Annotated in this window: 18 protein-coding genes; 4 read left to right on the plus strand and 14 right to left on the minus strand. The window is 39.6% G+C overall.

The genetic code is table 11. From position 1 onward, the window contains the following. Position 1: 1 nt before the first annotated feature. Together H540_RS31035 and H540_RS0126945 are read right to left on the minus strand one after the other, a co-directional pair. Positions 2–1,330, minus strand: a complete 1,329-nt coding sequence (locus H540_RS31035; protein WP_051317307.1) for an aspartate aminotransferase family protein — start codon at positions 1,328–1,330, stop codon at positions 2–4. 452 nt (positions 1,331–1,782) lie between these two features. After that, a complete protein-coding gene (locus H540_RS0126945) occupies positions 1,783–2,601 on the minus strand; it encodes a squalene/phytoene synthase family protein (protein WP_028403214.1) in 819 nt (272 codons plus the stop codon). Positions 2,602–3,408: 807 nt separating this feature from the next. On the opposite strand from H540_RS0126945, the gene H540_RS33890 reads away from it, so the two are divergent. Next, on the plus strand, positions 3,409–3,813 hold the full coding sequence (locus H540_RS33890; RefSeq protein WP_162144563.1) for a CotG/ExsB N-terminal domain-containing protein: 405 nt from the start codon (positions 3,409–3,411) through the stop codon (positions 3,811–3,813). Positions 3,814–4,035: 222 nt separating this feature from the next. On the opposite strand, the gene H540_RS0126950 is transcribed toward H540_RS33890, so the two are convergent. The 8 genes from H540_RS0126950 to H540_RS0126985 form a co-directional block, all read right to left on the minus strand. Then, positions 4,036–4,224: a hypothetical protein gene (locus tag H540_RS0126950; RefSeq protein WP_028403215.1), complete on the minus strand. Its 189-nt coding sequence runs from the start codon at positions 4,222–4,224 to the stop codon at positions 4,036–4,038. A gap of 159 nt (positions 4,225–4,383) precedes the next feature. After that, on the minus strand, positions 4,384–6,009 hold the full coding sequence (locus H540_RS31040; protein ID WP_155891162.1) for a glycosyltransferase 87 family protein: 1,626 nt from the start codon (positions 6,007–6,009) through the stop codon (positions 4,384–4,386). 40 nt (positions 6,010–6,049) lie between these two features. After that, the gene (gene uptA, locus H540_RS31045) at positions 6,050–6,682 is read right to left on the minus strand and encodes an undecaprenyl phosphate transporter UptA (protein WP_051317309.1); all 633 of its coding nucleotides are present in this window, start codon (positions 6,680–6,682) and stop codon (positions 6,050–6,052) included. Positions 6,683–6,763: 81 nt separating this feature from the next. Continuing rightward, a complete protein-coding gene (gene galE, locus H540_RS0126965; RefSeq protein WP_028403216.1) occupies positions 6,764–7,768 on the minus strand; it encodes a UDP-glucose 4-epimerase GalE in 1,005 nt (334 codons plus the stop codon). Then, positions 7,765–8,655 (minus strand): UTP--glucose-1-phosphate uridylyltransferase GalU, encoded by an 891-nt coding sequence (gene galU, locus H540_RS0126970; RefSeq protein WP_028403217.1) that lies wholly within the window; start codon positions 8,653–8,655, stop codon positions 7,765–7,767. The genes galE and galU overlap by 4 nt, the downstream gene beginning before the upstream one ends. Continuing rightward, positions 8,652–9,059 carry a GtrA family protein gene (locus tag H540_RS0126975; protein WP_028403218.1) on the minus strand — a complete coding sequence of 136 codons (408 nt, stop codon included), beginning with the start codon at positions 9,057–9,059 and terminating at the stop codon, positions 8,652–8,654. Before H540_RS0126975 ends, galU begins: the two co-directional genes overlap by 4 nt. Next, positions 9,052–10,029: a glycosyltransferase family 2 protein gene (locus H540_RS0126980; RefSeq protein WP_028403219.1), complete on the minus strand. Its 978-nt coding sequence runs from the start codon at positions 10,027–10,029 to the stop codon at positions 9,052–9,054. Before H540_RS0126980 ends, H540_RS0126975 begins: the two co-directional genes overlap by 8 nt. Before the next feature lie 71 nt (positions 10,030–10,100). After that, a complete protein-coding gene (locus H540_RS0126985) occupies positions 10,101–12,194 on the minus strand; it encodes a glycosyltransferase family 39 protein (protein ID WP_028403220.1) in 2,094 nt (697 codons plus the stop codon). 584 nt (positions 12,195–12,778) lie between these two features. Between H540_RS0126985 and H540_RS0126990 the strand changes: the two genes are divergently transcribed. The 3 genes from H540_RS0126990 (at position 12,779) to H540_RS0127000 (ending at position 15,885) form a co-directional block, all read left to right on the plus strand. Continuing rightward, entirely contained in the window at positions 12,779–13,462 is a 684-nt protein-coding gene (locus H540_RS0126990) for a response regulator transcription factor (RefSeq protein WP_028403221.1), read from the plus strand. Continuing rightward, entirely contained in the window at positions 13,459–14,916 is a 1,458-nt protein-coding gene (locus H540_RS0126995; protein WP_028403222.1) for a sensor histidine kinase, read from the plus strand. Before H540_RS0126990 ends, H540_RS0126995 begins: the two co-directional genes overlap by 4 nt. A 528-nt stretch (positions 14,917–15,444) precedes the next feature. Further along, positions 15,445–15,885 (plus strand): Hsp20/alpha crystallin family protein, encoded by a 441-nt coding sequence (locus tag H540_RS0127000; RefSeq protein ID WP_028403223.1) that lies wholly within the window; start codon positions 15,445–15,447, stop codon positions 15,883–15,885. Between the two features lie 161 nt (positions 15,886–16,046). On the opposite strand, the gene H540_RS0127005 is transcribed toward H540_RS0127000, so the two are convergent. From H540_RS0127005 to H540_RS31050, 4 genes are all read right to left on the minus strand, one after another. Continuing rightward, positions 16,047–16,376 (minus strand): hypothetical protein, encoded by a 330-nt coding sequence (locus tag H540_RS0127005; RefSeq protein ID WP_028403224.1) that lies wholly within the window; start codon positions 16,374–16,376, stop codon positions 16,047–16,049. Between the two features lie 36 nt (positions 16,377–16,412). Beyond that, positions 16,413–16,610 (minus strand): helix-turn-helix transcriptional regulator, encoded by a 198-nt coding sequence (locus tag H540_RS0127010; RefSeq protein ID WP_028403225.1) that lies wholly within the window; start codon positions 16,608–16,610, stop codon positions 16,413–16,415. A 536-nt stretch (positions 16,611–17,146) separates the two neighbouring features. After that, on the minus strand, positions 17,147–17,296 hold the full coding sequence (locus tag H540_RS35335; protein ID WP_155891163.1) for a hypothetical protein: 150 nt from the start codon (positions 17,294–17,296) through the stop codon (positions 17,147–17,149). A gap of 57 nt (positions 17,297–17,353) precedes the next feature. Further along, complete coding sequence (locus H540_RS31050) at positions 17,354–18,538, minus strand: serine hydrolase domain-containing protein (RefSeq protein WP_051317310.1); 1,185 nt, start codon at positions 18,536–18,538, stop codon at positions 17,354–17,356. Positions 18,539–18,817: the final 279 nt, after the last annotated feature.

The following is an 18,817-nucleotide window of genomic DNA, read 5'->3' on the forward strand; positions in this document are numbered from 1 at the left end:
ATTATTCCTCCTTTGCCCCATAGAGTGATAGAGTTTGTGCTGTCTCCGTTTCTTTTATACTTGCTCTGAGAATGTGCAGAAGTTCATCCATTTCGTCATATGTAATGGTTAAAGGCGGCGCAATGATGCAAGCTTTGTCCTGCTTGCCGTTTTTCCCTGCAACGGCCGGATATAAAAGCAAGCCGTTGTTCATGGCTTTTTGAATCAATGCGCTTGCTTTTACACTGTCTGCAAACTCTAAACCGATTAACAAGCCTTTTCCTCTTACATCGCCGATAATAGAAGAATTCTCCTTGATTTCATAAAGCTTTTTCATTAAATAATCGCCCTTCTCTTCTGCTGCCTGCACCAGGTTATGCTGCTCTACATATTCAATGACTGCGAGTGACACAGCAGCAGACAGCGGATTGGCACTGAATGTATGCCCGCTCATGACAAGCTTCGAACCCTGCAAAATCGGTGCAATGACCCGATCGCTCGCAACGGTTGCAGCCATCGGCGTATAACCGGACGTCATTCCTTTTCCAAGCGTCACGATATCAGGCTGTACGCCCCAATGCTCCATCGCGAACATCTTTCCTGTGCGGCCAAGTCCTGTCATGACCTCATCGGCAATAAATAAAATATCATGCTTTTCACAAATGGATTTAATTCTTTCGTAATACCCCCCTGGAGGCACAATCGCACCGCCGGCTGCACCGATAATCGGCTCAGCGATAAATGCTGCGATATGCTCGGCGCCGATTTTCTCAATAGCTGCTTCTAATTCAGACGCACACGCCATATCACAAGAAGGATACGCCAAGTTAAACGGACAACGATAGCAATAGGGCGGAGAAACGGAAGGATAATCCTCCAAAATCGGAACAAACCGCTGACGGCGCAAAGGATGCCCTGACATGGACAACGCGCCGATTGTAATGCCGTGATAGCTCATCCAGCGGGAAAGAATTTTATTTTTTCCCTTTATCCCTTTTTCTTGATAGTGCTGAATCGCAAGCTTCATAGCTGTTTCTGTCGCCTCTGTTCCGCTGTTGACAAAAAACGTCCAATTTAAGTCACCTTGTGTAATATCACTCATTTTCTTCGCAAGCTTTTCAGCCGCTTCGCTTGTAAACTGCGAACGGTACACAAAGGACACTTGCTGCGCCTGTTTGTTCATTGCTTCAATAATTTCTTGTACGCCGTGACCAATTCCTACTGTAATCGCGCCGGAAGAACCGTCGATATACCGTTTTCCCCCGGTATCAAACAAGTACACCCCCTTCCCGTGCGAAACCATAGGGTAATGATTGCCAAGCAATGGTTTAATTAAATGCTCTCTCTCCATAATGCCCCTCCCTCTGTATATAAGCCGTCAAAGAAAAAATCCTATACTACAAAACATAAATATGTTTTTAGTAGAGGATATTCTTAATATTCTGTCTCAACGGCATTCTTCCTTTATATTTTTTTGAATACGTTTACATTTTTCGAAAAAAATTTGTCGAGAGAAAGCGTAATTCCGCAAATCCACAGAGAAAGTGGAGCTAGGCATGGCCTACGATTTTATATTTTCTTATCATATGAATGAAAAAAGCATAGCTAATAGCCATGCTTTTCTACACATCTTTAAACGCTATAAGACAATTTTAATGTGCTTCTTAATATAGATTACCAATTTCTCTAATAGAAAATAAGGTATTTAATTTATAAAGAAGTGAAGTGGAAATATAATATGATCGGAGAAGAGTTCAGTATAATAGGGACACAGATGAAACTGTGCCCCTAGATTGCGGAATATTATTTACCTACTACTCGACTAACTATTTCAGTTACAGCAGCTCTACTCATTTTTTCCTTCCCCTCTGTTAAAGCATCAAGCGTACCATGAGCAAGAGCCAGCGGGATTTTGCAGAAGTTAAAAATTGGACCGGGCTTAATATCCTTCAAGTAAACGTCAGCCAATGCTAGGTTATGTCGGGCGTACATAAACATATCTTCTAACTCCCATCCATCGGGAAAGAAATCTACACCTCGCTCTAGATCCTCAGCACGATTGCGAAGAATATTGACGGACTGCAAGCCGCGACCAAAGGCTATAGCTAGAAGCTCATCTGTTTCGGTAGCATCATACCACTTCCAAATATCTGAAAGCATTACTCCTACCAAACCTGCAACGTAAAATGTGTATTGATTCAAATCTTCTTCATTCTTAATCCGCCACTCCTTTAGAACCCAGTCCGCCATCCCTTTCGCCATAGTAGATGTCGCATTCAAGATGCTCTCTACAATTGCTGGTGGACAAAGTTTTATCCAATCACCAAGTCGTAATGTAACCTCCGGTAGAATGGAGTTGTATGGATGAAATATAGCCGTTAACTCGTTGCTATGAAAGGGTTTTGACAAGAGCAGACTGATCGAACGTAATAGATTACTTTTGTCTTCTAACTGGAGCTGGGGATGATCTTCGATCTCGTCGATAGCTCTCATGCATAAATAAGCAGATGTAACTGCTTCTTGTAATCCTGGCGATAGATAACTAATAGGAATAAAGAAGGTCCGGCTTGTCTCCCTTAACATGTCTATCGCATCCTTATGTAAGTTGATTGTTTCACTCATCTTGTATTGTCTCCTTTTTTTCGTTGTCAACATGCTACATTTTCTTTATCCTTGAATTATATTATCCCTCCTCATAATTAAAATATAAATAATAAGATTCTAACATAAAATTCAAGTTCTTCTTGTTCAATCAAACTGCCCGTTAGGTAAATTAGATTAAATAAAGGCAGAATCGAAGTATCCGTATTAGTTATCCCCCTAATACTGAATATTACTTAACATAAGTGGCGTTAAATGGTAAAAATTCTATTATCATTCGCTTACCCCTCTCTTTTTAATTTTATTTTATCAAACAGTATGAATATTATATTTATGTCAGTTTAACATAACGTGACATTTTAGGAAGTTGACTTTATCTTAAATTCCCGTAATATCAATAACTTCTATAAATCCTTGTATCATTCAGTATACGCAGTTTTATACATTCTTGTAAAACCTGAGTTGCCCCTCTCTTTATTTTCTGTATTCCCTGCATACATTTCTGTATCAACAATATGCTCTGTATTTCACTCATTCTCCAGTAAAGTAGACACCCAAAAAACGCCATCTTGTTTGTTCTACAAGATGGAGCCCCATCATACAATCATTTATTTTTTCATTATATACTTCTTCGTTTTACATACCCCTTATCGGAAAATACCTCTCTAGGGAACCAGCACAAATACCCAATTTCAATACAAATAAGCTCTTTCCCATCATCTAAAACATAACGTATAGTGTTGAAGGAAAAAGAAACATAAGAGAATACAATTCTTTGCTGTCTATTTACTATCTTTTCAAAACATTGTATTGATAAGGAGGGGTGATATGCAAATAATTACTGATAAGGATATCCGTAAAGCAGTAGATGAAATACAAGCAGCTGGACTGGACGAATTCTTAACTCAAGAGCCAATAGCAATGAGCCCTGGTCCAGTTTCTAGACGTTCTAGACGCTCTGGACGTTCTGGACGTTCTGGACGCTCTGGACGTTCTAGACGCTCTGGACGTTCTGGACGTTCTAGACGCTCTGGACGTTCTAGACGTTCTGGACGCTCTGGACGTTCTAGACGCTCTGGACGTTCTAGACGCTCTAGGCGTTCTGGACGCTCTGGACGTTCTAGACGCTCTGGACGTTCTAGACGTTCTAGACGCTCTAGGCGTTCTGGACGCTCTAGACGCTCTGGACGCTCTAGACGCTCTTGGTGGCTAAATAATGAATTTTTTTCTTAATAATTTGTATGAATAATACTAAAAAATTATCTGCTTTTTATTATATCAAAAATGAAACTTGCCCAGATAGGCAAGTTTCATTACCTATATATTGTCCTTGTTGACATAAGTCGCGCTATCGGAGATAAGTACCAAAAGCCATCCTGATTTATTTCATAAGAGATACCTGAAATCAATTAATCACAGAAAAGTTGATACCTTAGAAAAAGACCAGTCGGTACATCATTCAACAAGATCGTCTTGAGTGTGATCAAATAATTCAGACTCAAGTGCGTAAGAGACTACCAAGCTCATAATAAAAAAGATTGCAGCACATGATATAGACGTTATAAGGTCCATTTCTGGAATTAGGTGCATAACTGCAAAAATACCCAAAAATAATACCAGAGACATAAAACCTTGACTTATCACGCTTATTCCTCCCTTTTATATAATCTTGTGAATTTTTTTGTTTCTGTATATATTCATTATCATGAACAAAAAAACCTTCAATGTAGAATTGAAGGTTACATAATTTTCGTTATCTTGAGATTAATTGCTTAATTAGCAAATCTGAAAAACTTAAGCGCTCTACATTTCTAGTGGGGGCTTTTTCGCACCGGAACCGCTTTGTGTGAATGTCGACGTTTTGCTTCTCACAGTGATGTCCCATACAACTTTAACAAGGTAAATAGAGAAAACAACATTCAAAAGTGAAGTAATGATTAGCGTAAAATTATAAGGTACGCCCGCCGGCCCATTGAACATCCCATAGAAAACCGCATAGATATTGATAAAAATAGTAGCGCTGAATCCTGCGGCTAACCAAAGCAATCTTTTGTCCCTAAGATAGATAAAAGCGAATAGGGACAGGGCAGCGGCCGGAAACAAGTACCTTTCGTGCATGCTGGTTGAAAACGTAAATACACCAGTAATTTGAAGAAGCGCCGCGATAGAAGCAAATTTTGCGCTACGTCCTTTTATATAGATGAACCACGAAAAAGCGGTAACTATGATAATAAAAATCATGCCCCACGTATGATAACTGAATACAAACAGCGTAGACGTATCCTGCTTATAATTTGCTCCGAGAAGACTGTAGAAGTTGAATCCATTCACAGAGGCATATGGATATTCCCCGATTGTGCTGGAAAAGAGTTTAAAAATCCAAAACGGTCCTTGATGAAAAGAAAAAGGAAGAATCACGGCCAGCGCAGTGCCCAAACCGGCTGCAGCCGCTGTCAAAAAGCATTTTACACTTTTCAATCTCACCAGCTCAAAGAAAAGCACGGGGAGAAAAATGATTCCTTGCGGCTTCATGAGCACAGCTGCTGCAAAAAACACGCCGGACAAAAACACCTTATTCTCAGATAGCATAAATACTGCCAAAACAACAATTAACGTAAAAAATGAATCGACCTGTCCCCAAAAAGTGGAATTAATAAAAATAGCCGGATTAAAGGCATAAAATGCCGATATCAAAAGGCTGAATTCCAAAGGGAGATACTTGACAGCCAACCTGTAGACCAAGTATGCAGTTGCAATATCTGCCAATATGGACGGCAATTTTAAAAGCAGAGTAAAATAAGAGTTCATGGCAGGAACAGACGCAATTTTACCTACTATAAATAAAATATAAATATAGAAAGGAGGATAATCGCTGGAACCGTTTATATAAAATCCAGTAAGACCTTTTGCCGCGGAAGTTGCCCAGTTTTTAAAAAGATTGATGTCAGGATGCCCCCCTATCCATGGGGCGGCAGCGATTCTCAAGAAAAGCCCAACTCCCAATAAGGTCCACAATAACGCCTTTTTATTACTCTGCCGGATTTTGATGTTTTTGTTAGCAAACAGGTAGTAAGCGACAGCAAATAAGCCAAAAAATAGCACGCTGTATACGGCAAGGGATGTTGCGTACTTTGTGCCTGAATTTGCAGTGTGTCTAAACATATTCCCATTCGGTGAAGGCATATTTTCTCTAGGAGGAGCCTTTTCTCCAGGTGAATTTTTGGACGGGAACTCCCTATTTGGAGGAACTTGATTTGTGTCATTGGAGAAAATGTTTCTCCCTTCCTGGAAACCTTGCTGCGGCATATTATTTGGCATAGATGCAGAACTGCCATGATAATTCCAGATGGAATAAAAACTCAATAAAATCGTGGTAAAAAGGATCAGGAACAAACCTATTTTAAGCTTATTATCTTTGAATATCGACATTTGCATTGTACTCCTCTTCTTTTGATTACCTTCTTTCTAATCAGTATGAACTCTCCTTATCTCTACGTTTCTGTCCTATTGTACTTATATTTTTTCGTATTCGTTTAATAGCAATGTAAAGTACAATAAGAGTAACCGCGATTATGGCAGCTGGTTTTGTATAGACCCCTGCCACTTCCTCAATATTTCCCCAGTGACTTCCTAAGGTTTCTCCTAAATAAATGAATAAAATAGACCAGGGAATCATAGCGATCAGGGTCAAGAGGGTAAATCGTGAAAAGGACATCTTCGCAATGCCGGCTGGAACCGAGATAGCATGTCGAACTACAGGAATAAAACGCGCCGTTAAAACAACGCCCGATCCATACTTATGAAACCAATTTTCTGCTCTATTCAAGTGATGCGGTTGAATCAATAAGTATTTCCCGTACTTTTGAAGAAATGGTCTTCCTCCATAAGAACCGATCCAATATAAGAACCATTGGGCCACGGTTCCTCCTATGAGTCCTGCTATTACAGCGCCGCTAAAATGAATTGTTCCTTGCGATACCATGTATCCCCCGTACGCTAATACGATTTCGCTGGGGATAATTTCAATCATTAAACCTAAGCCAATTCCAAGATAACCCAGGCTTGTGAACCACATTAAAATATCCGTCGTGACGCTTCCCATCTCAAGCTCCTTTCATTTCTTGAAAAAATCGCCAGAAAAATTCTCTACTGACTTTAGGTGTCTTATTTCTCTTTCTTTTCCCTACAATCTGATTCTACTTTTATAACCATTAGGATGAGTCGAATGCCAATTCCAAGCGCTTTGAAGAATGGTAGCCAGATCACTGTAGTGAGGTTGCCACCCTAGATGTTCCTGCAGTTTAGTGCTGTCGGCCACTAACACAGGCGGATCCCCATCTCTTCTCGAGCCGATTCGTTTGGCAATCTTCCTCTGCGTCACTTGTTCAGCTTTGTCAATAATATCAGACACGGAATATCCAGAGCCCGTCCCGACATTATATATGTTTTGTTGAATCTCACCTTTTTGAAGAGCCTTCAAGGCCTCTATATGCGCTTGAGCCAAGTCTAAAACATGGATATAATCTCGAATACACGTGCCATCTGTTGTGGGATAATCATTTCCATAAATTGAAATCCCCTCCCGTTGTCCTAAGGCTGTTTGCAATACGAGAGGGATCAAATGGCTTTCTGGTTCATGGTCTTCTCCTAATACTCCATCAATAGATGCTCCCGACGCATTAAAATAACGAAGAGCGATCCATTTCACATCATGAGCTTTTCCTACCCAGTGCAAGTATTTCTCAATCATTAATTTGGATTCTCCGTATGGATTGACAGGCAATACAGAAGCCGTTTCTGAGATTGGGTTGCTATCAGCTATGCCATAAACGGCTGCGGTAGAGGAAAATACAATGCGCTTGACCTCATTCTGGATCAAGTTTTCAAAAAAAGCACAAGATTTCATTGTATTTTCCCGAAAGTATAATTCGGGTTGGTATATAGATTCAGATACTAAGCTTTTCGCTGCAAAATGAATCACTGATTCAATCTGATGCCGCTCTATAATCTCCTGCACAAGCTGATGGTCTGCAATGTCCCCTTCGTAAAAATAGGGAGTCTGTATCGCTTCTCGATGCCCTGTCGATAAATTATCGAGTACGACAACTTTTGTACCTTGCTTCAGTAATTCTTGTACAGTATGGCTCCCGATGTAGCCGGCTCCTCCTGTTACCAGCACTGTGCTCATACTCTCATCTCCTTTTCAATCTCGCGTTTTAGTAAATTCTCCAGATAAGTGAGAAATTGGGGGCGCAGGTCCTCTCGCTGCAATCCCATCTCTGTTATTGCCTTTATATAACCAAATTTATCTCCAATATCATAGCGACTACCCGCTAATTCTAATGCTAGAAGCCCTTCTTGTTGACAGATTTCTCGTAATGCATCTGTTAACTGAATTTCATTGCCGGCTCCTCTATTGATTTTTTGTAAAATGGAGAAGATAGAAGGTTTTAAAATGTATCTCCCCATAACCGCAACATTAGAGGGAGCTTCTTCTAGAGAAGGTTTTTCAATCAAATCTTGCACGTTATGCAGCCGGCCAAATTGTTCACTCGATGCGATAATCCCATATTTGTGTACGTCTGAAACTGCTACCTGCTGTACTCCGACTATTTGTTTATCATACTTTTCAAAGGCATGAACCATCTGTTGGAGGGCAGGCGGATCTGACACCATAATATCGTCTCCTAAAAGAACGGCAAATGGTTCATTTCCTATAAAATGTTGTGCGCATAACACCGCATGACCTAACCCTAATGGTTCTTTTTGACGAACATAATGAATATTCGCTAAATTCGAAATATCCTTAATCTCTTTTAACAACTCAATCTTTCCTTTTTCCTCAAGCGTCTGTTCTAATTCGACAGATTTATCAAAATGATCTTCAATAGATTTTTTATTTCGTCCTGTCACAAAAATAATATTTTCAATTCCAGCTTGAACAGCTTCTTCGACAATATATTGAACGGCTGGTTTGTCCACAATCAGTAACATTTCTTTCGGTTGCGCTTTGGTAGCCGGTAAAAATCGAGTTCCTAATCCGGCTACTGGAATAACGGCTTTTTTTACTTTCATATGTGGTCCCTTCTTTCTTTTGGATGTTCAGTAAAAACCCAGAGACGGGTTCCGATAAAATTCACAACCACTCCGATCGCAGTCGTACACAATTTACTGATCAGCATCGGCCATCCCGCATGCTGATAGAGAATAATCAGCAATCCTGATGTGATGCCCAAGGTGATAAGATTTACTCCTGTAAATTTTAAAAATTCACGTTGATTAACCTTTTCTTTCCGTTGAAACGTCCAGGAACGGTTGAGAATATAGCTGTTGAGGACGCCGCTTCCATACGAGATACATTGAGCAAGCAAGTAAGGAATCCCCGCATACGTTAAAAGTGTAAAAATAGCGATATCAATTCCTGTATTGAGAATCCCTACGATCCCAAATTTTATAAAGGGAAGAAGCTTATTAGCCATGTTTGACGCTGCCCTGTACCTTTCTCGATTTCGGCTCCATCCCATAACATTCTCGTACAATGTAGAGCGGGCGATCTTTCGTCTCATCATAAATTCGGCCAATATACTCTCCTATGACTCCGAGGAGGAGAAGCACAATCCCGCTAAAGAGCAGCTGAATGATAATAATAGAGGCCCATCCCGTTACAGTGCTATCGGTAAATAGCTTTAAATACAGCACCACGAGCATGTAGATAAAGCCTGCGAGGGAAAGAAGTCCCCCGGTATAAGTGGCAAGCTTCAACGGTTTATAGGAAAACGAGGTCATCCCGTCCATGGATAGCTTCAACATTTTCTTCAAGGGGTACTTAGTTTCGCCCGCTAACCGCTCATCGCGTGTATACTCAACGGCAGTTTGACGGAAGCCCACCCAGCTTACCAACCCGCGAACGAAGCGGTTTTTTTCTGGAATCCTTTTCATTTCTTCGCATACTTTGCGGTCTATTAAGCGGAAATCTCCTGTATCAAGTGGAATATCAATGTCCGTAGAAGCGCGCAATAAGCGGTAAAAAAGAGCTGCTGTTTGCTTTTTAAAAAATGTTTCCCCCTTCCGCTGTGTTCGTTTCGCATAGACTACGTCATATCCTTCTTTCCATTTCTCAATCATCTTTAAGATGAGTTCCGGGGGATCTTGCAAATCAGCATCTATAATGACAATCGCATCCCCGGCAGCATAGTCCATTCCTGCGGTAATGGCAATTTGATGGCCGAAGTTTCGCGAAAAATCAATTAGCTTTACCGATTGATCTATACCGCTACATTCTTTTAAAATGGAGACCGTTTCATCGCGGCTTCCGTCATTCACAAAGAGAAGCTCGTATCCTTCTCCTGTAGAATCCATGACTCGCTTCAGTCGTTTATAGGTTTCATAGATCACTTCCTCCTCGTTATATACGGGGATAACAATTGAATATTTCACATGTGCAGACATAATAACTCCTCCTTCTTTGCTCATTCTCGTTATTTTTCAAGGCAACGGGAGAGAAAACTCTCCCGTCCCTATTATCCTTGATACACATACAGCTTCTGTGATTGTTTCATACCGAACGGCTGTTGATTATCTGTTTGCTGGGAAGACTGCCATTCGCTGCTTGGAACCTCTTTACAATTCTTTTGAATCCATGCGTTAACCTCCTGGTTGCCTCTACCCTGACCGGAAATCAAGAAATACTTGACTTTGCCTGCCTTCACCATCTTCTCAAGCTTCGCAGGAGTCAAGGCAGGGTCGCTTCCTGAGAATCCACCCATCGCCATTACCGTATAATTCGTATTCAGCATAATAGAAGTCGCTTCCTGCGTACTTTCTGTAGCGAGGATGAATGTTTCGCCATTATAGTGCTTTTCTAAATACGTGAGCAACTGCTGATTCACTTGCGATCCCATTCGGCCGTCTTTTTGATTGGCCCCGGCTCCCGTTGCAGAACCGCCTTGTTGGCTTTGGTTTGGTCCCGCTCCCATCATAGGACCGTTGCCTCCCATAGGACCGCCTCCCATACCGTGTGCGTTTGGTCCCGCAATAGGAGTAGCACTATTGCCTCCCTCTAAGATAGTCGAAAGCGTCCAGTAGAACGGGAAGATAAGCAATGCCAGTACACCGGCCAGAGACAAGTAATATGCTGCTTTTTCACGTTGACGCATAATAACGAGAAGAGCAGACAGGGAAAGCCCTAAAACAATCGGTACCGCGATCCAGCCTGCTGCGATCGCGCTGCTGTTTTCATATAAAACCAACGCTTCGAATAAGGAAGTAGCGAATACGGAAGCAGGCAGCAGCCAGCTTTGCCAGCCTTGTTTTTCTTTATACAATCCCCATAACGCCATCCAGCCGATTCCAGTTAATGCCGCAATCGCCGGACCCATCATGCTGAGGTAATACTGATGGAAGAATTTTGCGATACTAAAGAACACCATCATCGGAAGCAGCCACGCCAACCAAAATGCCGTAAACTTATGCTGCATCGTGAACTCTCGCTTTTTCCAGAAGGATGCAAACACACCGACAACCGCAAAGAGAGTAAATGGCAGCAGCCAGCTCGTCTGACCGGACAGCTCTTTTGAGAATAATCGTGCTACACCCGGAGTTCCTGTTCCGAACATACCGCTCGAACCGCCTTGTTTGCCGTCACCTTGTCCTCCAAAGGATGGAGGCCCCCCATTTCCGGATTGGTTCGGCATATTGCTGCCATTCATAGAAGGCGGCCCTTGCTGAGTACCATCATTGCCGCTTCCAGACTGTCCCTTATTGCTTGTACCTTGGTTATTTGCAGGAGGAGTGCCCTGTGGAGCTTTTCCAGATCCGTTACCGCCTTGATTTCCTGTCAGCCTGGAAATTCCATTGTATCCAAGCGCCAGCTCTAGAACAGAGTTCGTCTGGCTGCTTCCGATATAAGGCCGTTTATCTTTAGAAATTGAGTCTACAATCGTCGCCCAAGAAAAAGAAACAGCTGCTAATAAGACGGTAGCTATAGCCAACTGAGCGATTCGTTTTTTCCAATTTGTTTTCACAGCGATAAAATAAAACAGATAGAAAGCTGGCAATACCATGTAAGCTTGAAGCATCTTGATATTAAATCCTACCCCTACTAAAACAAAGCTCAATATCAGCCAGCCGATTTTTTGCTTCTCCACCGATTTCATCAATGCCCATGTAGCGGTTAATAATGTTACGATAAGAATGCTATCAACGTTATTTGTACGAACTACAGCAACAAAGATAGGAGTACAGGACAATATTAAACTCGATAGTAAAGCGGCTCCACGGCCGAATTTAGGTTTTACAATGATATACATAAGCCAAACTGAGATGACTCCTGCTAACGCTTCCGGCAAAAGCACACTAAAGTCGCTTAATCCAAATATAGAGGCACTTAGTGTTTGAATCCATAACGCGACAGGCGGCTTATCCACGGTAATAAATCCAGCCGGATCAAAGGATGCATAGAAAAAGGCATGGAAGTTCTTTAACATACTTTTAACCGCAGCGGTATAGTATGTGTTTGTTCCTGCATCCTGCAACTGATAAAAATTTAGAAAAATAGATAGAACGATAATTCCTAATAAGAGAAAGTCAATACTTCCTTTAAACTTCAGTTTCATATTTGGTTTCTACTCCTTTTTTTAAATAGGATTTAATCTTTGAAAAGTAATCCTTCCTTTCGATTTATGGGTATCTTAATTTGAACATGGAAAGAACAATAGAATCATCGATAAAACATTTTGTATTGCTTCTTTTTTTCGTTGTATAGCCATATGAATGATTTTTTCGCGCGCGCCTAACTTGAACAGTGTTGCGTATAAAAAGTGCACCTTGAAAGTTCCTTAACTTTTTTCAGTATCCAGTTAATAATGAGAAACAGGGTCATAAGAAAACAGAATGAAACTTCACATAATACATGTCATCATAGAAGTGATGACCATATTTCTCCTATTCAGGACCTCCACTGTTTATTTGACTTTCCATGAGCTTATTATGTAATTTAAAACTGAGATGAACTTGAATATAAACTGAAAATTAGCTGAAAGCTGAGTGTGTAGATTTTAGTACGAATGTGAAACAAATTATGGAAAGATTCATAAATTTTCAGCTTATTTTCAGTTCTCACTCAGACCAGTTTCAGCTGAAAACGAATAATTAGAAATATAACAGAGATAAATAATATGAAATAAGAGGAGGCAATCTGATGCACCAGATTAAAGGGGTTAAGATTCTGCTCGTGGATGATGAACCAGCTATCTTACAATTTTTAGAACTTGGAATGCAAAATGAAGGGTTTGATGTACAAACTGCACAAGAAGGTTTGACAGCCGTCAATCTCGCTAAGCAATTCCAGCCGCATGTTGCCATACTTGATGTCATGATGCCGGGCATGGATGGATTTGAAGTATGCAAAATGCTTAAAAAGATAGGAAACATCGCTGTGATTATGCTAACAGCCAAGGAAGAAGTTGATGATCGAGTGAAAGGGCTCACCCTCGGAGCCGATGATTATATGGTTAAACCTTTCAGCTTTGAAGAATTGTTGGCTCGCATCCATGCAAGGATCCGAAACCAATTTCCTAATTTATTAGAAGAAGTTGTCATCGGTCCATTTCGTATCGACGATCGGCGCAAAGAAATCAGTTTCGATAACCGAATTCTTGAACTTTCTGCTACCGAATATGAACTCCTTAAATTTTTAGTCATCAATCATGGTCTTGTCCTCAGTAAATCGATGATTTTAGATAAGGTTTGGGGATATGATTTCGGTGGGGAAGAAAATATTGTGGAAGTGTATATACGATCTTTAAGAGAGAAGTTGAACGACCGGGAGCGTCTTTTGATTCGCACCCTGCGTGGTGCTGGTTATCGGGTAGATATTTCATGACAGAGCGAAAAAAAGGGAAGTTAAGACGTTTCTTTATGTTTCAATCGCTTCGCCTTCAGCTCCTCTCCCGTTCTTTATTTATTCTAGCCGGTTTACTGCTCCTTATTGGAGTATTTCAATATGTACTTATGAAACAATTTATGTATCAAAATAGAGCTGTTAGTCTCCAAAGTCAAATGTTCTCGATCCCTGATGAAGTTTGGGAACGCAGCATCAAAACTCCAGAAACAAACAGTTCGGCCAGACCCTTGATTTTTTTTCCTGGTGTTACAATTGCATTTATAAATACGAGCGGGGACGGCGGTTTTTCAGTTTTATCGAAAGAACCTCATGCCGGACCTGTTCCAAAATTGACAAAACAGGAATATTTTGATGCTCTCCAAACGGATCACAGATTAAACTACAAGATTATCAAGGATAATCGTGGCATGGAACAATTGATTGTTCTCCAGCCCATAGAAATACAACCGAGTGTGTCAGGGGTCGTTCAGATGAGTACAGATACAAAACCATTAAAGGACGTTCTTACTCGCCAAATGATTATATTTTTGTCCCTTTCCACCACCGCGCTAGTTGTAGGTTTGTTAACCTTTCTGCCTGTTCTCCGGCGAACCCTCATCCCTTTATCTAATATGGTAAATAAGGTGGAACAAATCAATGCCGGCAATTTGGATGACAGATTACCGCCTCATCAAGGTCAGCTGGAAATTGATCGTCTGGCCGTGGCCTTTAATGGGATGTTGAAAAGGCTGGAAGTCTCTTTTGAAGCAGAAAAAGAAGCAAAAGAACAAATGCGGCGTTTTATTGCTGATGCTTCACATGAACTCCGAACTCCTTTGACATCCATACACGGTTTTTTGGAAGTCTTACTGCGCGGCGCAGCTACCAATCCCGATCAGTTGCATAAAGCCTTAAAGAGTATGTATGGAGAATCGGAACGCCTCAATAAACTCGTACAGGATCTTATTTTATTAGCGAAACTTGATCGCATTCCAACCGTTCAAATGGAGGAAGGCTTCCTGGATGTCGTGATTTACGAGATGGAGTCACAACTTCGATTGCTTGCCGGAGAAAGAAAAGTCATCTTTTCCATAATGCCGAATGTAAAAGCGACGTTTGATCAGGACAAAATAAAACAAGTTATTCTCAACCTGTATCATAACGCAGTGCAGCACACAGATTCGAAGACCGGTATCATAAGGGTATCGCTGGAATGGGATTCCCAAGGAATTTTGCTGGCTGTTCAAGACAATGGCCCTGGAATTCCGAAAGAGCATGTATCTCATTTGTTTGACAGGTTCTATAGAATAGAGTCATCACGGTCTCGAAAATATGGAGGAGCCGGACTGGGGTTAGCGATAACAAAATCCCTCATAGACATTCATGGAGGAACTATACAAGTTAAGAGCAAGGAAGGCGAAGGTTCTATATTCCAAATCTGGCTCCCGGCGTAGAAAACTATATATGAGTGAATTATAAATTCGACATGTCCATGTGCTATGTGCAACCAAAAGGGAGTATGGTATGCTTCTTCTCTCTGGTTTACCCTTGCATGAACCATTATGAAGGTTTGAGCGCTTCTGCACGTCGCCGGATGATCTCCCCCCACTATCAAAAGACGGTTTTTTTATTCACTTGTATATAGTAATAAACATTATGCCAGCGACTACTTCTGTCCTTTTATATCCCATATTCATGTGAGCATTACGTAACATGAAGTATTGGTATTCCTAAAGAATGAAGAAGCTAGCTCTTAGCTAGCTTCTTTACATAACGTTACATTATCGGCAGTTATTTTATGATGGAGCAGTTCCGTTAAAATATGAGACTATACCCAAAATTACAAATAGCCCCATCATAGCAGCTGTAATGCTCCCAATTCTAAACAATATCTTCATAAGCATGAGGTGTTACTCTGAATAATATGGATTAAATCTGAAAAATATAATGTTGGCTAAATAAATGAAGTGGAGGGAAATAAAATGGCGTTAATACCTTATGAACCATTTCGTCATCTTGACAATGTAAGACGAGAGTTTGATCGCTTTTTTATGGATTTTCCAACGACTAACCGGGGACTTGAAGATCATTTTTTGGGACTGCGAATAGATGTTCATGAAACAGAAAATGAGGTTGTCGCAATTTGTGATATCCCCGGACTGGAAAAGAAAGAAGATGTAAACATTGATATAGAAAACAATAAGCTTACTATTAGTGGAACAATCAATCGAACAAATGAAATAAGGGAAGGACGCATACATAGACAGGAGCGGTTTGTTGGGCATTTTAATCGGTCTGTGTCACTTCCAGGCACAGTGTCAAACGAAGGTGTAAAAGCATCTTATAAGAATGGTGTACTAGAGGTACATATTCCAAAATTAAAAAACGATAACAAGAGAAGAATAGATGTAGAATTTCATTAATGCAGGAAAAAGCAGAAGAGGATATTTGAGTCCTTTCTGCTTTTTTATATAATAGCCAAAGGATTTGGTATTTTAATGCATACATTTTAATTCAAGACAAACATTAAATCTTCAATTTTCAATTGCAATTCTTTATACTCATATTAACAAATTTATTCAATCTACTTTATAATTAAGCCAATAATGACTAAAACAGCAATGAATAATGCACCTAAAATTAAATACTTATTTCTTTTAATGAATTTTACAATTTTATTTCCCTCAATGATTTCTTCTTCGAGCCTATCGATTTTTCTCTTTTGAATAATAAGACTAGCGAAATAAACAACATTACCTATACACATAATTAAGAATGCATTGCCTAAATGATGATTTGTAAGATTGTCATATAATGACCAAATTAATAAAGAAAGTGTATAAAAAATGAAGGCATTCTTACTAGCTTTAGCTACTTGATATTGTTCCATTTCATCTTGTTTTTTCAATTTCATGAAGTTCCCTGCCCCCTTATTTTTAAAATCCATATGTTAGTCTAACTTAAAAATATCTTCAACCGTTGTACTAAAATAACGCGATAACTTTAATGCTAGTTCCAAACTAGGATTGTAGTGATTATTTTCAATCGCAACAATGGTTTGTCTCGTTACCTGTAAATCCTTAGCCATCTGAATTTGCGTAATGTTATGTTCTGTTCGTAATTCCTTAATTCGGTTTTTTACTCCCATTTTCTCACCTACAATGTAAAGATATCTTTACCAACGGATTAGATGAATCCAGCCTGAATGTAAAGATATATTTACACCTAATTTTGGTAAAAAGGAAAACCACAGCCATATTTTAAACACTTTGATTAGATATATATCTTATTGAATGGTACTTTGATTTCGAAAATGAGTTTTGGAACAAAAAACAAACATTCTTAGGACGACTGGACACTTAATAGTCCAAGAACCCTAAATACCCGTTTTTAACCCCCCTACTAAAAAGCTTTATGTATCAAGGCTTCTATCCTTAGCATACAAAATTCGTGAAATACGGTCGGTACCCCATCGCTATCGAGCTGGCGGAAACAAATATCTCCAAAACCGCTATTCTTCTTGTTGAACTGAATCCAAAAAATGAGACATAAAAAACACCACCCGTTTGTTCTAACAGGTAGTGTCCCACAATCCAATAATTTGTATCTTTTTACGAATTCTAAAACTTCCTCAATAAAAAACCTCCTACAGATGCCAAATGCACCCTACAGGAGGTTTTTTCTTTAATCGGCAATACTCTCTGCCGTTATACCTGTCTGTCCTTGAAACTGCAAATCAATACGCAAACATTCCGGAATAAAATTATGATAGTCACGCAAATATATTGTAATCGCGTCAATATAAGCAAATAGCATTGCTAGTGCAATAAACACTATTTCCTTCTGCTTATTAACGGAAAAGGCTAATTTTATAACTTTAAATATAGGCGTTCAATGGTTATTTCTTAACATGACATAAATCTGATTATTCACGGCTCCCAATGATTTTACACCGTTTTGTACATTGGAAAGCAACACAATGAATTCATTTCCGTTTTTGCTGAAGCTATTTAAAGTGTTCCATCCTGGGAGCACACCGTGATCAGAGTAGCTTCCAGGATCCCTATATAACCCAAGGGCATAATTATGTTTAAATGGAGTGAAAAACTGCTTTAAGCTGTCTTTTGATAATAATTTTTCAGTATAAAGAGCTTTATCAAATAAATACAAGTCATATGCAGTTGTGTATATATCACCGCAGCCAAATAGCTGGGACATGTCGGGAAGGGACGGTGAAATCATTTCATTTTCCTTCTGCTTATATCCTTTTGAGGCAAACTGTTCTTTGTAAAATGCTTCTCCAAACCCAGTATGTTTCATACGTGCTATATTAAAAATATGTTCTTTAACATACATATCGAGCGGTTCATCGGTTACTTTTTCTACAATGTATGCAAGTATAGAATAGTTAGAATCACTGTAATTCCATTTTGTTCCTGGTTGGGATATTAAATGTCCTTGTTCAATCTTCTTGATTAAATCAGCGTGGGAAATTTTCTCGTTTGGTTCTGAATGTTCCGGAATACCTGACGTGTGAGTTAATAAATTATACAGCTTAATTTGATTTCCATATGGAAAATCAGGGATATATTTAGATAAAGAATCTGTTATATTCAACTTCCCTTGTTCTTGCAACTGCATGATAGAAGTAGAAATGAACACTTTTGTAATCGATCCTATATAGTATACAGTTTCCGAATTATTTGGGAGTTTCTTTTCAAAGTCGGCATAACCATACCCTTTATTCATAACAACCTTATCATCCTTCACAACTAACGCAGATCCGTTAAAATTTAAACTTTTTAAGTACTCGTCAATTGCAGGGTCATTATTAATATCTACCTCCTGGGTAGCCGTAGCCTTTTCAGGGGACGGATTTTTTTTCACAACATGATGTACGATTTTGTTGGACCCAGCTTTGGTAGTTTTTAAAGAATAGTATATGAAACAAGGAATCGAAATGATAATTCCGGCTGCAAAAAATAATAAAAAGAATCGCTTAAGGAGACGTTTAAACGCCCTTTTTTCTCTGCTTTTATGCGAATGATTAAATGGATCCGTACGGAATTCCGCCATGTTTATTCACCTTTCTTTTAAAGCGTTAAACAATAAATGAGAAGGGTAATACATAATAAGTATACCCGTGGTGCTAGTCAAAAACATAAAAGTAGCCCTTCAGAGTTAACAGTACATTGCTTTCTTCGGTGTGTCTACTCAATACATATAATACCATTTATTTCCTAATCTGTTTTAGTATTTTAAAAAAGCCATGTTCCTCACCCCCTAGAACATGGCTTTTTACATTTCGATTAAAATTTATCTGTTGTGACCTACTATATAAGGGCTTCATATCAG

It is taken from the genome of Ectobacillus panaciterrae DSM 19096, assembly GCF_000430785.1.
Lineage (GTDB): Bacteria > Bacillota > Bacilli > Bacillales > Bacillaceae_G > Ectobacillus > Ectobacillus panaciterrae.

Bases quoted from the DNA above. Each gene is read 5' to 3' on its own strand.
- H540_RS31035 (WP_051317307.1), bottom strand. From the start codon at position 1,330: ATGGAGAGAGAGCATTTAATTAAACCATTGCTTGGCAATCATTACCCT.
- H540_RS0126945 (WP_028403214.1), bottom strand. From the start codon at position 2,601: ATGAGTGAAACAATCAACTTACATAAGGATGCGATAGACATGTTAAGG.
- H540_RS33890 (WP_162144563.1), top strand. From the start codon at position 3,409: ATGCAAATAATTACTGATAAGGATATCCGTAAAGCAGTAGATGAAATA.
- H540_RS31040 (WP_155891162.1), bottom strand. From the start codon at position 6,009: ATGTCGATATTCAAAGATAATAAGCTTAAAATAGGTTTGTTCCTGATC.
- uptA (WP_051317309.1), bottom strand. From the start codon at position 6,682: ATGGGAAGCGTCACGACGGATATTTTAATGTGGTTCACAAGCCTGGGT.
- galE (WP_028403216.1), bottom strand. From the start codon at position 7,768: ATGAGCACAGTGCTGGTAACAGGAGGAGCCGGCTACATCGGGAGCCAT.
- galU (WP_028403217.1), bottom strand. From the start codon at position 8,655: ATGAAAGTAAAAAAAGCCGTTATTCCAGTAGCCGGATTAGGAACTCGA.
- H540_RS0126975 (WP_028403218.1), bottom strand. From the start codon at position 9,059: ATGGCTAATAAGCTTCTTCCCTTTATAAAATTTGGGATCGTAGGGATT.
- H540_RS0126980 (WP_028403219.1), bottom strand. From the start codon at position 10,029: ATGTCTGCACATGTGAAATATTCAATTGTTATCCCCGTATATAACGAG.
- H540_RS0126985 (WP_028403220.1), bottom strand. From the start codon at position 12,194: ATGAAACTGAAGTTTAAAGGAAGTATTGACTTTCTCTTATTAGGAATT.
- H540_RS0126990 (WP_028403221.1), top strand. From the start codon at position 12,779: ATGCACCAGATTAAAGGGGTTAAGATTCTGCTCGTGGATGATGAACCA.
- H540_RS0126995 (WP_028403222.1), top strand. From the start codon at position 13,459: ATGACAGAGCGAAAAAAAGGGAAGTTAAGACGTTTCTTTATGTTTCAA.
- H540_RS0127000 (WP_028403223.1), top strand. From the start codon at position 15,445: ATGGCGTTAATACCTTATGAACCATTTCGTCATCTTGACAATGTAAGA.
- H540_RS0127005 (WP_028403224.1), bottom strand. From the start codon at position 16,376: ATGAAATTGAAAAAACAAGATGAAATGGAACAATATCAAGTAGCTAAA.
- H540_RS0127010 (WP_028403225.1), bottom strand. From the start codon at position 16,610: ATGGGAGTAAAAAACCGAATTAAGGAATTACGAACAGAACATAACATT.
- H540_RS31050 (WP_051317310.1), bottom strand. From the start codon at position 18,538: ATGGCGGAATTCCGTACGGATCCATTTAATCATTCGCATAAAAGCAGA.